The 15,431-nt window shown below is 70.7% G+C and carries 15 protein-coding genes; 14 read left to right on the top strand and 1 reads right to left on the bottom strand.

The features are described from left to right. Positions 1-34 precede the first annotated feature (34 nt). The 11 genes from SCAB_RS00745 to SCAB_RS00695 all read left to right on the top strand — a co-directional run bounded on the left by SCAB_RS00745 (position 35) and on the right by SCAB_RS00695 (position 11,312). Positions 35-913, top strand: a complete 879-nt coding sequence (locus tag SCAB_RS00745; RefSeq protein ID WP_012998126.1) for a diiron oxygenase — start codon at positions 35-37, stop codon at positions 911-913. Further along, entirely contained in the window at positions 910-1,155 is a 246-nt protein-coding gene (locus SCAB_RS00740; RefSeq protein WP_012998125.1) for a hypothetical protein, read from the top strand. Before SCAB_RS00745 ends, SCAB_RS00740 begins: the two co-directional genes overlap by 4 nt. After that, complete coding sequence (locus tag SCAB_RS47220; RefSeq protein ID WP_012998124.1) at positions 1,152-1,979, top strand: class-II aminoacyl-tRNA synthetase family protein; 828 nt, start codon at positions 1,152-1,154, stop codon at positions 1,977-1,979. The genes SCAB_RS00740 and SCAB_RS47220 overlap by 4 nt, the downstream gene beginning before the upstream one ends. Next, the gene (locus SCAB_RS43585; RefSeq protein ID WP_267886380.1) at positions 1,979-2,980 is read left to right on the top strand and encodes an NAD(P)H-dependent flavin oxidoreductase; all 1,002 of its coding nucleotides are present in this window, start codon (positions 1,979-1,981) and stop codon (positions 2,978-2,980) included. The genes SCAB_RS47220 and SCAB_RS43585 overlap by 1 nt, the downstream gene beginning before the upstream one ends. Further along, positions 2,967-3,830 (top strand): alpha/beta fold hydrolase, encoded by an 864-nt coding sequence (locus SCAB_RS00725; protein WP_012998122.1) that lies wholly within the window; start codon positions 2,967-2,969, stop codon positions 3,828-3,830. Before SCAB_RS43585 ends, SCAB_RS00725 begins: the two co-directional genes overlap by 14 nt. Then, on the top strand, positions 3,823-4,080 hold the full coding sequence (locus SCAB_RS00720; protein WP_012998121.1) for a phosphopantetheine-binding protein: 258 nt from the start codon (positions 3,823-3,825) through the stop codon (positions 4,078-4,080). The genes SCAB_RS00725 and SCAB_RS00720 overlap by 8 nt, the downstream gene beginning before the upstream one ends. 10 nt (positions 4,081-4,090) lie before the next feature. Continuing rightward, the gene (locus SCAB_RS43580) at positions 4,091-4,657 is read left to right on the top strand and encodes a 4'-phosphopantetheinyl transferase superfamily protein (protein WP_012998120.1); all 567 of its coding nucleotides are present in this window, start codon (positions 4,091-4,093) and stop codon (positions 4,655-4,657) included. A 34-nt stretch (positions 4,658-4,691) separates the two neighbouring features. After that, positions 4,692-4,952, top strand: coding sequence for an acyl carrier protein (locus SCAB_RS00710; RefSeq protein ID WP_012998119.1), 261 nt, complete (start codon positions 4,692-4,694; stop codon positions 4,950-4,952). Beyond that, positions 4,949-7,681: an aminotransferase class III-fold pyridoxal phosphate-dependent enzyme gene (locus SCAB_RS00705; protein WP_012998118.1), complete on the top strand. Its 2,733-nt coding sequence runs from the start codon at positions 4,949-4,951 to the stop codon at positions 7,679-7,681. Before SCAB_RS00710 ends, SCAB_RS00705 begins: the two co-directional genes overlap by 4 nt. Then, positions 7,678-9,399 carry a fatty acyl-AMP ligase gene (locus tag SCAB_RS00700; RefSeq protein ID WP_012998117.1) on the top strand — a complete coding sequence of 574 codons (1,722 nt, stop codon included), beginning with the start codon at positions 7,678-7,680 and terminating at the stop codon, positions 9,397-9,399. The genes SCAB_RS00705 and SCAB_RS00700 overlap by 4 nt, the downstream gene beginning before the upstream one ends. A gap of 164 nt (positions 9,400-9,563) precedes the next feature. Next, on the top strand, positions 9,564-11,312 hold the full coding sequence (locus SCAB_RS00695) for a fatty acyl-AMP ligase (RefSeq protein ID WP_049875632.1): 1,749 nt from the start codon (positions 9,564-9,566) through the stop codon (positions 11,310-11,312). Positions 11,313-11,407: 95 nt separating this feature from the next. On the opposite strand, the gene SCAB_RS00690 is transcribed toward SCAB_RS00695, so the two are convergent. Next, the gene (locus SCAB_RS00690; protein ID WP_078580003.1) at positions 11,408-12,385 is read right to left on the bottom strand and encodes an alpha/beta hydrolase; all 978 of its coding nucleotides are present in this window, start codon (positions 12,383-12,385) and stop codon (positions 11,408-11,410) included. 255 nt (positions 12,386-12,640) lie between these two features. Between SCAB_RS00690 and SCAB_RS00685 the strand changes: the two genes are divergently transcribed. The 3 genes from SCAB_RS00685 to SCAB_RS00675 all read left to right on the top strand — a co-directional run bounded on the left by SCAB_RS00685 (position 12,641) and on the right by SCAB_RS00675 (position 15,350). Next, positions 12,641-14,440, top strand: coding sequence for a carbamoyltransferase family protein (locus SCAB_RS00685; protein WP_012998114.1), 1,800 nt, complete (start codon positions 12,641-12,643; stop codon positions 14,438-14,440). Positions 14,441-14,511: 71 nt separating this feature from the next. Beyond that, positions 14,512-14,811 carry a hypothetical protein gene (locus SCAB_RS00680; protein ID WP_041668772.1) on the top strand — a complete coding sequence of 100 codons (300 nt, stop codon included), beginning with the start codon at positions 14,512-14,514 and terminating at the stop codon, positions 14,809-14,811. After that, on the top strand, positions 14,808-15,350 hold the full coding sequence (locus SCAB_RS00675; protein WP_012998112.1) for an MOSC domain-containing protein: 543 nt from the start codon (positions 14,808-14,810) through the stop codon (positions 15,348-15,350). Before SCAB_RS00680 ends, SCAB_RS00675 begins: the two co-directional genes overlap by 4 nt. The last annotated feature ends 81 nt before the right edge of the window (positions 15,351-15,431 follow it).

The raw sequence follows: 15,431 nt of genomic DNA, 5'->3' as shown, positions 1-15,431 counted from the left end.
TCTTCGGCCACTGCGTCGGGAAAGGCGAGTAAAAATGGCGGTACGCGAAATCGAGCCGATTGTCCTCGACCTGGGTCGGCTGGAGAACCTGGCCGAATCCGGCTACTACAACCCCTACACGATGTTCGACTGGCCCGAGGCCATCGAGCCCGACCAGCCGTGGATGAGCGAGAGCCTGACCACGTTGGCCGGCACACCGATGTGGGACGAGCTGACCCGCGAGCAGCAGATCGCGCTCACCAGGTTCGAGGCGATCAATTTCTTCAGTCTCAACATCCACGGCATCCGCGAGCTGATGAGCGAAGTCGTGATGCGCATCCACGAGCGCCCGTACGCCGATGTGTCGGAATTCCTGCACCACTTCATCGGTGAGGAGAACGAGCACATGTGGTTCTTCGCGCAGTTCTGCCTGCGCTACGGCGGCAAGCTCTACCCGGCGCAGCCGACGTTGAAGGCGGACTCGGTCGAACACCTCTCCACGGTGGCCCGCGAGCTGATCGTGTTCGCGCGCATTCTGATCTTCGAGGAGATCGTCGACTACTACAACGCGCACATGGCGACCGACCAGTCGCTGCCGCCCATCGCCCGTGAGATCAACCGTGTCCACCACCAGGACGAGAGCCGGCACGTCGCGTTCGGCCGGATGATCTTCACCCACCTGCTCGGCCAGGTGGCCAGGCGCGACCCGGACGAGGTGCCGCTGGTCGCCGAGTACCTGGAGAACTACCTGCAGTACAGCATCGCCACGCTCTACAACCCGGCGGCCTACCGCGACGCCGGCATCCCGGATGCCCTGGCGCTGCGGCGGCGCGCGCTGCAGCACCCCGCCCGGTCGAAGGCGCACGACGACGTGCTCAAGCGGACAAGGAAGTTCCTCACCAAGTCAGGCGTCGGCAGGGAAATCATCAAATGACCAGTCCCGTACAGACGGTCCGGGAATTCATCCTCGGACGCAATCCCCAGCTCGGCCAGGTACCCGACGATCTGGACCTCATCGACAGCCGGGCCATCAACTCGCTGGCATTCGTCGAGTTCATCTTCCTGCTGGAGGAGATCACCGGCGAGGCCATCGACCCGGAAGACGTGAATCTGGACGACTTCCGCACCGTCAAGGCGATCGAGGCGCGATTCTTCGAGCAGAAAGCAGCGCGATGACCACAGTGACCGACAACGGCCTGAGCACCCTCGACGGTGGCCAACTGCGTTTGCTGCGGGCCGTCGACTCGGTGTTCCGACGCTTGGCCGACGGCTGGGACGCCCCGGAGTTCCGGTACCCGTTCCTGATGCGGTGCCAGGACCTCGACCGGTTCGACTACTACGACAACTTCCCGCACCTCGGTCTCACCGCCACCCGGCTCGACCCCGAGCGCGTCGGCCCCCTGCTGGCCGAGTCGTCCCGTCCGGTGGACCGGATACCGACCGACGTGATGGAGCCGAGCGGCTTCGCGCTGCCGTCGGCGGCCTGCTATGCGGTCTACGTCGACCTGGCGGGTACGGCCGTCCCCGCCGAGGGCACCACGCGGACCACCGTCGGCACCTGCTTCCGCAACGAGAACCACTACGACGGCCTGCAACGGCTGCTCGGCTTCTCGATGCGCGAGATCGTCCACGTCGGCCCCGAGGACGGCGCGAAGAACCACCTTCAGCGTGCCAAGGACGCCGTGCTCGTCCTCTGCGCCGAACTGGGCCTCGACGTCCGGGTGGAGGTGGCCACCGACCCCTTCTTCGACAAGAACAGTGGCAAGGCGAAGATGCAGCGGCTGTTCCCGGTGAAGGAGGAGTTCGTCGTCGAGGGTCTGGCGATCGGGTCGGTGAACTACCACCGGAACTTCTTCGGCGAGCGATGCGCCATCCAGGCCGGCGACGCCACGGCGCACACCAGCTGCCTGGCCTTCGGCCTGGAGCGCTGGGTGCACACTCTGACCCAGCGGTTCGGGGGCGTCGCCGCCGCCGTGTCGGCGGTCGAGGGCCTGGGCTGATGCGTCGTTCCTTGGCGGAAACACTCGGCGTCGGGGTGAGCCTGCTGCAGTCGGGCATGGGAGGCGTCGCCGGGACGGAGCTCGCCTGCGCGGTGTCCGATGCGGGTGCCGCAGGCTGCGCCGGCGGCTACAAGCTGGTCGGTGACGCGCTGTCGGCCATGCTCACCCGGCTCACCGAGGGGACCGGCCGGCCCGTCGGGGTGAACCTGATCCCGGAGGTGGTGGGGCCGCGGGAACTCGACCGGCAGGTGGCCCAGGTTCTCGACGAGACCCCGGAACGCGTGCACCTCTCGTTCTTCGGTATGCCCGAGGACGCCGTCTTCGAGCGGGTCGCCGCGGCGGGACGGCCGGTCGTGGTCCAGATCGGGACCGTCGCCGACGGCGTCCACGCGGCCGAGCAGGGCGCCGTGGTGGTGGCACAGGGCGTCGAGGCCGGCGGTCATCTGCTCGGCACGGCCCGGCGCGACGAGCTGGTCGGCGCGCTGCGCGCACGCATGCCCGACACCTGCCTCGTCGCCTCGGGCGGGATCGGCTCGCCCGAGGAGGCCGGCAGGGCCGTGGCCGCCGGCGCCGACGGCGTACTGCTGGGCACCGCCTTCGTCGTCGCCACCGAGTCCCGGGCGCACCCCTGCTTCAAGGCGGCGGTGACCGCCGCCGAGGGCAGCGACACCGTGATCACGGATGTCTACGAGATCGGCTGGCCGGGCCGACGGCACCGGGTGCTGGCGACCTCCGCGACCGCCGACCCGGGGCAGGCCAAGAAGTTCATCGGCCGCACGGTGGTCGAGGGGAAGCCCTACCTGGTGCCGCGGTTCAGTTCCGCGGTGCCGACCGAAGCGACCACCGGCCGGATCGATGAGATGGCGATGTACTGCGGCCTGTCCTGCAGTGCCGTCTCCCACGAGGTCCCCGCGGCCGCCGTCGTCGCCGAGTTCGCGCGCGTCCTCCCGGGCGCGGGAGCCAGAAATCAGACAAGGGTGGAGAGCCATGCCAGTGGATGAAGAGACGCAACAGGACCTGTCGTACCACCAGGACGCGCCGCGCGCCCGCACCAGGGACGGGGTCGAGCTCTACTACGAGTCCGTCGGTGAGGGCACGGCCGTCACCTTCCTCAACAACTTCTTCCTGACCGCGCCGTTCTGGCGGGAGTACACCGGGGAGCTGTCCCGGCGCCACCGCGTGGTGACATACGACTTCTGCAACCACGGCGCGTCGACGCGGCTGCCTCAGGAGCCGACCTGGGAGGAGCACGCGGCCGACGTGATCGGCCTGCTCGACGCCCTGGAGATCGAGTCGACGTACCTGGTCGGCACCTCGGCCTCCACTCAGCTTGCCCGGGACGTGGCGCTGGAGTATCCGGACCGGGTCCGGGGGCTGGTGCTGGCGGGCCCGGTGTTCGGTCTGCGCGGGATGCGCCGGCACCGGCAGCTCAACCGGGCCTGGCTGCTGACGCTGAAGAACGAGGGCATCGCCGCGCTGTACAACCACATGTACCCCGAGGTGATCGCCGGCGAGATGAACGAGGAGGGCGGTACGCCGGGCTTCCTGGGGCTCAGGGAGAGCTTCGTGGCGATGAACACCCCCGAGGAGCTCATCAACGGCCTGACCCTGGCCCAGAAGGGCGACACCAGCCCCGAGCTGCTGTCCCGCGTCGTCGCGCCGACCCTGATCGTCCTCGGCGACGACGACATCCTGCTCAGCCCGGGACGCGGCCGCGATCTGGCCGCGCTGTTCCCCAAGGGACGCTGCGAGATCATGTCGAACGCCGGTCACGTGCCCTACCTCGACGACCCCGAGACCTTCCAGACGCTGGTCCTGAAGTTCGTCGAAGAAGCGGAAGCACATGTCTGACCAGGAAGCCGAGGCCGCCCGGCAGCGCATTCGCGGGCTGCTGACCGACCTGTTCGGGAACGACCGCTTCGTCAGCGGGGTGCCGGACGACATGTCGTTGCGCGAGGCGGGCGTGTCCTCCACCGGGCTGGTCGGCCTGCTGGTGGCCATGGAGGACGCGTTCGGCTTCGAATGGGACGACGAAGTGCACCCGGAGGTACTGCGCTCCATCGACTCGCTGGCCGGCCACGTCGTCGCCCTGCGCGGCTGAGGGACCCGGGATGACCGTCGAGCCGGAGCTCCCCAGGGGTGTCGCGGCGGAGACGGCACTGTCCTTCCACCCGGTGCCGTGGCCGCACGGCCCGGCCGAGCAGTTCGCGGCGGGGCGCCGCGCGGCCGGCGCGGCGCTGGCCGCGGCCGGGTCGGCCGACCGGGTTGTGCCCCGCGCCCCCGACGGCCGGCCGGTCTTCCCGCGGGGGTTCCCCGGTTCGATCTCCCACACCGAGCGCCTGGCGGTCGCGGCGGTGGTGCCCGGTGCCCAGGCGGTCGGGGTCGACATCGAGGACACGGCGGTGACGGAGCGCATGGCCCGGTTCGTCTTTCGCCGACGGGAGCGGCAGACCCTGCTCGCGCCGGCCGGGGAGTACAGCCCGGGTGAGCTGTTCGTCGCCAAGGAAGCGGCCTTCAAGGCATTGAACGCCATCGCCGTACTGGGCGACTTCGTGTTCTGGCAGATCCAACTCAGCCGGTCCGGTGACGTGTTGCGCGCCTCGTACGGCGGGGCGTCGGTGCCGGTCCGGGTGCGTTCGCAGACAGATCTCTCGCTCGCCGTGGCGATACGGCGTTGAACTTCACATCTCGCCTCGAATGGGGAACGAACCAATGATCCACGATGTCTTCGAGGTCATCGAAGAACTCTTCCGCGAACGACTGCGCATATCCGAGATCAATCCGGACGTCCCGCTGGTGGACTACGGGCTCGACTCCGTCCGGTCCATCGATCTGGTCATCGAGATGGAGAACACCTTCGGCATACGGATCTCGGACGAGCAGGCGGCGTCGATGCTGACCCTGCGCGACGCCGTCGACCACGTCACCGCGTCGCTCATGGTGCGGCCGGGGCAAGGAGAGAACGCCGCATGAGTGCCGACTCGGATTTCGCGCGGTACGCCCGGCCGGAATTCGCCCGGCTCTTCCGCGCCCTGCATCTGGACGTCACCTACCGGGCCGGCCGGGGCGATCACCTGACGCTGGAGCGGCCGGACGGTGAGGCGGGCTCCGGCACCGGGGACCAGGTGCTGGACCTCGTCGGTGGTGCGGGCTCGTCGCTGTTCGGGCACAACCATCCGGCGCTGGTCGAGGTGGCGCGGCGGTGCCTCGACGAAGAGGTCCCCTTCAACGCCCAGGGAAGCTTCCGTCCGGGCACCGCCGAGCTGGCCCGGCTTCTGTCGGACACCGTCGGCGCCACGACCGGTGCGAGGTACGTGGTGACCCTCGGGAGCACCGGCGCGGACGCGGTGGAGGCCGCGGTCAAGCACGCCACGGTGGAGCGCAGGCGGCGACTCGGCGCACTGCAGGAGGAGTTCGAGCTGATCCTGCGCCGCGTGCGCAGGGAGGGTGCCGGGCACGTCCTGTGCGCGAGCGGGCCCGCGGCCGGGCTGCCGTGCGAGGAACTGCTGACCGAAGGGCTGGAGACGATCGCCGCGATGCGACGGGCCGACCCGCTCTTCGTCTCGCTGAAGAACGCCTTCCACGGCAAGACGACCGGCGCGGGCACGCTGACGCACGGTGGCAACGTGCCCGCGGACCTGCACGTACCGGGCCCCCGGCACCGGCGGCTGCACGACTGGACGCCCCGCGCGGTGGTGACCGCGCTCGACGCGGAACTCCTGCCGGTGTACCCGGTCACGATCGACGCCGACGGTGTGCCGCACTCCGTCGTACGCCATCTGTCGCCGCTCGCCGCCTGCTTCGTGGAGCCCGTGCAGGGGGAGTCCGGCGTGCACGAGGTGCCCGCCGAGACCCTGGCGGCCCTTCGTGAACTGGCCGACCGTCATGGAGCGGCCCTGGTCTTCGACGAGATCCAGTGCGGCATGGCGCGCACGGGCACCTTCCTCGCCTCCGCGTCCTCGGGGGTGGCCGCCGACTACTACCTGTTCTCCAAGTCCCTCGGCGGCGGACTGGCCAAGGTGTCGGCGCTGCTGGTCACCGCCGACCGGTACGTACCGGAATTCGGCCGGCACCACACGTCCACCTTCGCCGACGACGACTTCTCCTCGCGGATCGCGGCCGCAGCGGTGCGCCTGGCCCTCGACTGGCGTGAGCGGATCGGCGACGTGGGCGCGCTGCTGCGGGAACGGCTCGACGAGGTGGCGGCCCGCTGGCCGGACGCCGTCGCCGAGGTGCGCGGACGAGGACTGCTGCTGGGCGTGGAGTTCCGTCTGCCGCGGCCCGAATCAGGGCTCCTGCGCGAGGTGTTCGACTCCGAGTCGCTGGGCTACCTCATCGCGGGCCGCCTGCTGCACACGCACCGGATCCGCGTCATCCCCACCCTGTCGGCGCCGACGACGGTCCGCGTCCAGCCGTCCGCGCTGCTCCAGCCGGCCGACGTGGACCGCGTCGCGGCGGCGTTCGACGACGTCGCCGGGCTGCTCTCGCACGGCGACTACGCCACGCTCCTCGAGCATCTGACCGTACCGCCGGCCGGTGACTGGCAGCCGCGGCAGCATGTGCCGCAGCCTCGCGAGAGCCGGCTGGTCCGCCGCGGTGCGCGCCGGGCCGAGGTGCCCCGCGTCGTGTTCCTCGCCAACCTGGACGTGCCGGGCAAGCTGGGGGCGATGGCGCCGGAACTGGCCCCCTGGTCGGACGAGCAGTGCGCGGCCGCGCTCGACCGGATCCAGGGGGAGCTCGACCCGTTCGAGGTCGTCCGGCACCGCGTCACGTCCGAGACCCGGGGCACCGTCGAGGTCGTCATGGTGGCGGTGCCGTTCACCGCCGCCCAGGCCAATGCCGCGCTGCGGGCCGGTCAAGGGCCGTGGCTGCGCCGGACGGTGCTCGACGGGGTGGAGCTGGCCGTCTCGCTCGGTGCCGACGTCATCGGTCTCGGCGGCCACACGTCGATCGTCACCAACGCCGCCCGGGACGTGGTCGAGGACCTCACCAGGGTGACGTCGGGCAACTCCCTGACCGCCGCCTGCGCCTACGACCTGCTGCGTCTGACGCTGCTGGAGTCGGGGGCGGGTGAGCGCCGCGTGGGACTCGTCGGCGGCGTCGGCAACATCGGCGCGGTGATGGCCGAACTGGTCGCCCCGCACTGCGAGTCGCTGGTGCTGGTCGGCCGGCCGGGCTCGGCGCGGCGGCTGGCCACCGTCACCGACCGGCTCACCGGTGTCACGGACGTGTCGGTCGCCGAGGACCTCGAAGCGCTGCGGGACTGCTCCATCGTGGTGAGCGCCACCAATGCGGCCGACCCAGTGATCCTGCCCCACCACCTCGCCGGCGACCGCAAGGTGCTGGTCTGCGACCTCGCGGTCCCCGGTGACGTGCACCCGGCGGTGGCGGGTCTGTCGAACGTCACCCTGGTCTCCGGCGGGCGCATCCAGCTTCCCGGACTGCAGACGCCCCGCTTCCCGGGCATCACACTGCCGCCGGGGATTCTCTACTCCTGCCTGGCCGAGACGATTCTGCTCGGCTTCGAGCCCACGACGTCGAGCCCGTCGTACGGCGGACTGACCTCGGCCGGCGTGCTGGCAGCCCGGGACCTGGCCGGCCGGCACGGATTCCACCCCGCCCGCATCGTCTCCGACGACGTCTCGGTGCGGCCGTGGGTCGTCGATCAGCTCAGCAGCGTTATCGAGGAGAACATCGGATGACCGTGACAGACCCGTTCCCGAGCGTGTGGCACGCCCTGCTGGCAGAGGCGGAACGCGGCTCCGACGGATCGGCGCTCACGCTGATCCCGGAGCCCGGCACCGAGGACACCCTGCGCTACGACGCCCTGGTCGGCAACGCCGCCCGGTGTGCGGCCGCCCTCGCCGAGCGGGGAGTCGGACATGGCGACCGGGTGCTGCTCTGCCTGCCCACGGGCGTGGAGTTCCTCACCGCCTTCTTCGGCACCCAGCTGCTCGGCGCCGTACCGACGGCGATCGCGGTACCGATACGGTTCGGCGGTGCCGCCGGGTTCGCGGGCCAGATGAAGGAACTGGTGGCGTATCTGCGGCCCGCCGCGGTCGTCACCACGGAAGCCGTCATCGAGGCCCTGCCCGAGCTCGCGGGCGCGACCCTGCTCGACGGTGCCGCACTGTACGCGCGGGCCATCGCCAGTGACGCTCCCTCGCACCCGATCCGACGGCCGGACCTTGACGACACGGCGCTGATCCAGTGCACCTCGGGCTCGACAGGCAGGCCCAAGGGCGTCATGATCTCGCACGCCGCCCTGGCGGCCAACTGCAGGCAGCTGACCGACGCCACCGGGTGGACGCGCGCGGACACGACGGTCAGCTGGGCGCCGCTGTACCACGACATGGGGCTGATCACCGGCGTCCTGTGCCCCGTCTATGTCGGCGGCGGCACGGTGCTGATGCCCCCCACCCGCTTCCTGCGCGCCCCGGGAGAGTGGCTGCGGCACATCAGCACCTACCGCGGTGCCGTCGCCGCCGCGCCGAACTTCGCCTACGGCTACGTCACCTCGCGGGTGCGCGACGAGGAGCTGGACGGAGTGGACCTGTCCTGCTGGCGCATGGCGTTCTGCGGCGCGGAACCCGTCCAGCCCGCCACCGCCCGGCGCTTCGTCGAGCGGTTCTCCCGGTGGGGTCTGCCGCCACGGGCGTTCACACCGGGCTACGGGATGGCCGAGGCCACCCTGGTCATCACCGTCAAGCGGCCCGACGCGCCGTTCCGGTACGACTCCATCGACCGGGAGACCGCCGTCACCGGGGGACGGGTGGTCGACGTCGACCCGCAGAGCCCGACCGCGGTGCAGGTGGTCGACTGCGGCGTGCCCGTGGCCGACGCGGAGGTCCGTGTCGTGGACGACAACGGCGACCCCCTGGGGGAGAACCGGATCGGACACGTCCAGTTCCGCAGTCGCTCGCGCACGACCGGGTACTTCGACCTGCCGGAGGAGTCCGCCGCCGCGACGGACGCGACGGACTGGTGGCGGACCGGCGACATCGGCTACCTGCGCGACGGCAGCCTGCGGATCACCAGCCGGGCCAAGGACCTGATCATCATGCGGGGGGCCAACTACTTCCCCTCGGACTTCGAGCAGGCCGCCGAGACCGTGCCCGGGGTGCGCCTGGGCGCCGTGATCGCGGTGGGGCACCGGCCCGAGGACGCCGACTCCGAGGAACTCCATCTGATCGTCGAGACCGAACTGGACGGCGCGCAGCACGAGGCCCTGCGCCAGGCCGTGCGGGCCGCGGTGAGCTCGCGGACCGGTGTGACCCCGGCCGCGATCCATCTCGTGCCGAAGCGGAGCATCCCCAAGACGACCAGCGGCAAGCTTCAGCGGGCCAAGGCCCGGCACCTGTTCGTCGAGGGCGCGCCCGCCGCCCCGATCCGAGGCGCGAGCGGGGCAGCGCCCCGGTGACAGCCGCGGGCGCCACGGCGCCCGCGACGCCGGCCACCACCCACCTGCCGTGATGCCGCACCCCCGCCCATCCGTCACTCCATCCACCCGCCCCTGACGAGGCGTCGGCACGACGTCCCGGGGTATCGAGCCGTGCACGCGGCAGGAAAGAGGAATTGAGGGTCATGGTCGATTTGCCGCATGCCACCAGTGCTGCTGCGGTGATACGTGAGCACGCGCTCTCGACACCGGAACACACCGCGGTGATCTTCGTGGACGACGTGGAACGACCCGACGGCGCCACCCGGTGGTCGTACGCCGCCCTGGACGCCGAGGCCAGGAGGATCGGCGCCTGGCTGGCCGCCCGCTACCCGGTCGGAACCCGGGTGTTGCTGCTGTACCCGACCGGATTCGACTTCGCCGCCGCGTACGCGGGGTGCCTGTACGCCGGAGTGGTGGCCGTACCCGCCCCGCTGCCCGGCCGCTACCGCCACGAGCAGGAGCGGGTGAGCGGCATCGCCCGCAACGCCGCGGTCTCCGTGGTGCTGACCGACGGCGCGAACCTGCCCGAGGTCCAGGTCTGGGCACGGACCCGCGGGCTCGGCGCCCGGGTGGTGGCGACGGACGGCGGGGCCCTGCCGGACCCGGAGGCCTGGACACCGCGGGAGCCGGACCGACGGACCGTCGCGATGCTCCAGTACACCTCCGGTACGACGGGCGAGCCCAAGGGCGTCGTGCTCAGCCACGGCAACCTGCTGCACAACGTGGACGGCCAGCGCCGCGCCTTCGGACTGACGGCGGACGTGCGGCTGGGCGGGTGGCTTCCGCTCTACCACGACATGGGGCTGCTCGGTCAGCTCCTGCCCGCGCTGCTCCTCGGCGCCACCTGCGTGCTGATGCGGCCCAGTGCGTTCTTGCAACGGCCGCACCACTGGCTGCGGTTGATCAGCGACTACGACATCTGCTCGTCCGCGGCGCCGAACTTCGCCTACGAACTGTGCTGCGCCCGGGTCACCGAGGAGCAGATGGCCGGCCTGGACCTGTCCCGGTGGCGGATCGCCTCGAACGGCTCGGAGCGGATCGACATCGCGACGCTGGACGCGTTCGCGAAGCGCTTCGCCCCCGCGGGGCTGCGCGACGACGCGCTGTGCCCCTGCTACGGCATGGCGGAGGCGACGGTCTTCGTCTCCGCCGCGGCACGGCGCAAGGCGGTGGTCACGACCGTCGACGCCGACGAGGTGAAGCGGCACCGGTTCGTCCCGGCCGAGGCCGGTGTCGAGCTGGTGAGCTGCGGGACACCGCACGACTACGAGGTGCGGATCGTCGACGCGCGTACCGGCGACGAAGCGGAGCCCGGCGACATCGGCGAGATCTGGCTGCGGGGCCCCAGCCTCGCCCGGCAGTACTGGAACGACCCGGCGGCGACGGAACACGCCTTCCTGGCGAGTGGGTTCGTTCGCACCGGCGACCTGGGGACCGTGCTCGAGGGCGAGCTGTATGTGGCGGGCCGGCTCCAGGAGGTGCTGACCGTGGGCGGCCGGCACCTCCACCCGCAGGACGTCGAGCGTGAGCTGCGGGCGCGGTACCCCGAACTGGCCTCCGCCGGGGCCGCGTTCACCGTGCCGACGGCGGGTCTCGTCCCCGCGCAGGCGCTGGTCGTCACGCACGAGGTCCTCGGCCGCCCGGCCGAGGAGTGCCTGCGCGCTCTGGCCGACGGGATCCGGCAGACGGTGGTCCGGAAGTTCGGGGTCCCCGTCAGCGGTGTATGCCTGCTGCGGCGCGGCGGGGTGCGGCGCACCACGAGCGGGAAGATCCAGCGCGTGGTGATGCGACGGCTGTTCCTGGACGAGGAACTGAAGGTGCTGTACGCCGACCACGAGCCGGGCGTGGCGGAGGTGCTGCGCGAGCGACGCCGGAAGCGGGCCGCCTCCTGACGGCGGCCACCCACGGGTCGAGGCGCCGACCGGGGAGATTCCCGGTCGGCGCCTCGTCGGCTCGGGCGCCCGGCCGATCCGGACGCCCCGGCGGCTCAGTCCACCCCCACCGCTTCGGCGTACCACCCGGGCGCGGGTCTCCGCGTCGCGCGCAGCATCGTCTCCAGCTCCTGGAGAACGTCCCGGGAGCGGGTGGCGGCGGCGGGCACGATGTCCTGCATCAGGAAGTAGCCGTGCACCAGACCCGGCCCCGGCACATGACGGACCGGCACCCCGGCGACGGCCAGTTTGTCGGCCAGTTCGACGCCCTCGTCGTGGAGCGGGTCGAACTCGGCCGTAGCGACCACCGTCGGCGGCAGGTGCCGCAGGTCAGCGCTGAGCAGGTCGATCGCGGGATCGAGACGCCGCTCCAGGTCGGGGACGTACAGGTCGTAGTGGTACGCCATGTCGTCGACGGACAGCAGATAGCCCTCGGCGTGTTCGCCGGCCGCGGCGAACAGCAGCCGCGGGTCCACCGGCGGGTACAGCAGCAGCTGGGCGGCGAACCTCAGTTCGCCGGAGTCGCGCGCGTCCAGTGCCACACCGATCGCCAGGCTGGCGCCCGCGCTGTCACCGGCGAGCACGTGCTCGCGTCCGGGGAAGGCGCGACCGGCCCAGCGCGCCGCGGCGACGGCGTCGAGGAGGGGGGTGGGATAGGGGAACTCCGGTGCCCGGCGGTAGTCGGCCGAGACGACCACCGCACCCAGCGACGCGGCCACGATGCGGCAGACCTGGTCGTGGCTGTCGATGTCGCCCAGCGCCCAGCCGCCGCCGTGCAGATAGGTGACCAGCCGCCCCTCGTCCGTCCCCGGTGTGTAGACCCGGCACCGGAACGTCACCCCGTCCGCGGCGTCGACCGTCCGGTCGACGGCGGTGACGGCGTCGCGGGGGCCCCCGCGACGCCGGGGCTGGCCGGTCGCGTTGGCGAGATACCGCTCGCGGGCCTCGGCGACCCCGAGGTCACGGACCGGAACCGGAGGGCCGTCGGCGCGTTGCCAGGCGATCAGGTTGCGGAGTATGCGGTCCAATGGCATAGCAGCCCTCCCCAGGACTGGCTCGATGCGAAATTACGGCGCATACGAATGCCGCCGGAAATTGGTCAGCGGCAGCGGGATCTCACTGTACTCGACAGTCACGTATTTGTGCGGATGTGAGAAATGCATATACGGCGGTGAATCTCGCACATTGCGGCGGGTTGATCCGCGCCCGTAACCTGGCCGGGAAATTCGTTGGCGGGACAAGCCGCTCGAGTATCCGCGCGACTCAGCACAACAGAGAAGGAATTTGCCATGATTGTTCTGGGGTGCAACGGGTTCACCCGGGGCGCAGAACTCTTCGCCGAGCAGTATGGCGCGGTCGGCACCGAAAAGCATTACGTTCTCGGCCATGACGCGGGTGCCGCGCTGCTGATCGACGGCAAACTGGTGGCTGCCGTCGAGGAAGAGCGGCTCAACCGGGAGAAGAAGACCTCCGACTTCCCCGCCGACGCGGTGAAGTGGTGCCTCGAAAAAGCGGGGATCGAGTTCTCCGACGTCGATCTCATCGCCATACCGTGGAAATTCTCCGACCAGGTCTTCGACGCGATGATGGCCGAACTGGCCGGGGCTCCGCTGAAGCCGGCGGACAAGGTCCTCCGGCTGAGCCACCTCGGCGCGCTGTTCGACGGGGCGCTCGGCCCGGACGCGATCCTCGCCGACTTCGCCGCACGCACCGGGTTCACCCCGGATCCGGACAAGGTGGTGTTCGTGCAGCACCACCTCGCGCACGCGATGACCGGCTACTACATGGCGGGGCAGAAGGACACCGCGTTCCTGATCAGTGACGGCCGCGCCGAACTGTTCTCCTCCCTGATCGGTGAGATCCGCGACGGCCGCATCCGGGTCTTCGACGAGTCGACGATCAGCGCGAACGACTCGCTCGGCAACCTCTTCGCCTCCATCACCCGGTACCTGGGCTTCGTGCCCAACAACGACGAGTACAAGGTCATGGGCCTTTCCGGGTTCGCCGAGCCGCCCTCACCGAACCCGTTCCTCGAACACATCGTCCAGCTGCACGAGGACGGGCGCTACACCCTCTGCCGGCCGCACGACCCGGAGAACGGCCGCGCCTTCGACGACCTGTTCGCGAAGTACTTCGGACCCTACGAGGACACCGTCGAGTACAAGGCCAACCTGGCCGCCGCGGCCCAGGAGATGCTCACGGTCGTCACCAGCCACCAGCTCCGCGCGCTGGAGGCCCGCACCGAGCTGAACCACCTGCTGTTCGAGGGCGGCCTCGCGCTGAACTGCGTGAACAACACCAAGCTGCTCGAAAGTTCGCGCTTCGAGGACATGTCGGTCAGCTTCGGTGCCAGTGACACCGGAGTCGTCATCGGCGCCGCCGTCCACGCCTGGGCCAACCACCCGGACACCAGCGCCGAGGTGAAGTTCGCCGGCTCGGTCACCCCCTACCTCGGGCCGGAGTACGACAGCGACACCATCGAGCAGTCCCTGCGCGAGTTCACCGGGCGGGTGCGGTGGACCCGGCTGGCCGAGGACGAGGTCGTCGACCAGGTGGCGAAGCTGCTCACGGAGAAGGTCGTGATCGGCTGGTTCCAGGGCCGGCTGGAACACGGTCCGCGCGCCCTCGGACACCGCAGCATCCTGGCCAACCCCAAGTTCCCGGACATCAAGGACGTCATCAACACGCGGGTCAAGCACCGCGAGCCGTTCCGGCCGTTCGCGCCGATCGTGCTGGAGTCGGACGCCCCGAAGATCTTCGAGATGGGCCGCAAGAAGCGTTCGCCGTACATGACGTTCGTCTTCCCGGTGCGGCCGGAGTACCACGACATCATCCCCGGCGCCACGCACGTGGACGGCACCTCCCGGGTGCAGACGCTCACCGACGAGGACGCGCCGCTGCTGACGTCGCTGCTTCGCCGGTTCACCACGCTGACCGACGTGCCCTGCCTGATCAACACCTCGTTCAACGTGGCGGGCGAGCCCATCGTGTGCTCGCCGGCCGACGCGGTGAACTGCTTCCTGGGCACGGAGATCGACTACCTGGTGCTCGGCAACTACCTCGTCACGAAGACGGACCGGTCCGCTTGACGTCTGTGGCCCTCGCTCCGGGACACCGGTGAGCGGCGTCCCGGAGCCGGGGAGGAGAAGGGAGCCATTGGGTGAGTACCGTTCACGAGACGACCGTGGACCTCGCGACGGTCGTGCGCGACCTTGAACAGCTGGCCGCGGAGCTGCGCGCCCCGCGGCTGCGGCGCATCCCCCCGGAGATCAGCGCGGCCTGCGACGCACTGTCCTGCGCCGCCGTCCTGCTGCGCAGCCGGCAGCACGTCCCCGGCGGCGACGCGATGCGCGGCGAACTCCTCTTCGACGCGATCGCGTTGGCCCGCAGCACCGTCGAGGCGACGAAGGTCGCGTGCCGTGAGCGCGCGGGGGCCCGCGTGCGAGGTTCCGGCGCGTGACCGGGACGGTGACGGCGGTCAGCCGCGACAGCGGGCACGCGTTCAGCAAACCGAACCGGGAGAGCATCACCCTGCTGGCCGGCCTGGGCGTGGCGGGCGACGCCCACGCCGGTCGGACGGTCAAGCACCGGGTGCGGGTCGAGCAGGATCCCACCCGGCCGAACCTGCGCCAGGTCCACCTGATGCCCGAGGAGGCTCTTGAGGAGTGGGGCGCCGCGGGGTTCCGGGTGGTGCCCGGAGCGTTGGGGGAGAACATCACCACCCGCGGCATCCACCTGCTCGGCCTGCCCGTCGGCACCGTCCTGCGGATCGGCCATGACGCGGTGCTGGAGGTGACCGGCCTGCGCACGCCCTGCAAGCAGATCGACGACTTCCAGGACGGCCTGCTGAAACACGTCGTCGGCCGGGACGACGCCGGTGCCGTCACGCACAAGGCGGGAATCATGAGCGTCGTACGGGCGGCCGGTGTGGTGCGCGCCGGTGACGCGATCGAGGTGGAACTCCCCCCGGAGCCCCATCTGCCGCTCGGCCGAGTCTGATCGCCAGGCCGCGGCCCCCTCGCCCGACCGCCCGTGTGCCGCCCACACGGGCGGTCGGCATGTCCGCGACCCGGCGTCGGC

Origin of the sequence: Streptomyces scabiei 87.22, assembly GCF_000091305.1 — a bacterium.
In the GTDB taxonomy this organism is placed as follows: domain Bacteria; phylum Actinomycetota; class Actinomycetes; order Streptomycetales; family Streptomycetaceae; genus Streptomyces; species Streptomyces scabiei.
The sequence above is the reverse complement of the archived record's forward strand: the minus strand, read 5'-3'. Positions and strand labels throughout refer to the sequence as shown.

Bases quoted from the DNA above. Each gene is read 5' to 3' on its own strand.
- SCAB_RS00745 (WP_012998126.1), top strand. From the start codon at position 35: ATGGCGGTACGCGAAATCGAGCCGATTGTCCTCGACCTGGGTCGGCTG.
- SCAB_RS00740 (WP_012998125.1), top strand. From the start codon at position 910: ATGACCAGTCCCGTACAGACGGTCCGGGAATTCATCCTCGGACGCAAT.
- SCAB_RS47220 (WP_012998124.1), top strand. From the start codon at position 1,152: ATGACCACAGTGACCGACAACGGCCTGAGCACCCTCGACGGTGGCCAA.
- SCAB_RS43585 (WP_267886380.1), top strand. From the start codon at position 1,979: ATGCGTCGTTCCTTGGCGGAAACACTCGGCGTCGGGGTGAGCCTGCTG.
- SCAB_RS00725 (WP_012998122.1), top strand. From the start codon at position 2,967: ATGCCAGTGGATGAAGAGACGCAACAGGACCTGTCGTACCACCAGGAC.
- SCAB_RS00720 (WP_012998121.1), top strand. From the start codon at position 3,823: ATGTCTGACCAGGAAGCCGAGGCCGCCCGGCAGCGCATTCGCGGGCTG.
- SCAB_RS43580 (WP_012998120.1), top strand. From the start codon at position 4,091: ATGACCGTCGAGCCGGAGCTCCCCAGGGGTGTCGCGGCGGAGACGGCA.
- SCAB_RS00710 (WP_012998119.1), top strand. From the start codon at position 4,692: ATGATCCACGATGTCTTCGAGGTCATCGAAGAACTCTTCCGCGAACGA.
- SCAB_RS00705 (WP_012998118.1), top strand. From the start codon at position 4,949: ATGAGTGCCGACTCGGATTTCGCGCGGTACGCCCGGCCGGAATTCGCC.
- SCAB_RS00700 (WP_012998117.1), top strand. From the start codon at position 7,678: ATGACCGTGACAGACCCGTTCCCGAGCGTGTGGCACGCCCTGCTGGCA.
- SCAB_RS00695 (WP_049875632.1), top strand. From the start codon at position 9,564: ATGGTCGATTTGCCGCATGCCACCAGTGCTGCTGCGGTGATACGTGAG.
- SCAB_RS00690 (WP_078580003.1), bottom strand. From the start codon at position 12,385: ATGCCATTGGACCGCATACTCCGCAACCTGATCGCCTGGCAACGCGCC.
- SCAB_RS00685 (WP_012998114.1), top strand. From the start codon at position 12,641: ATGATTGTTCTGGGGTGCAACGGGTTCACCCGGGGCGCAGAACTCTTC.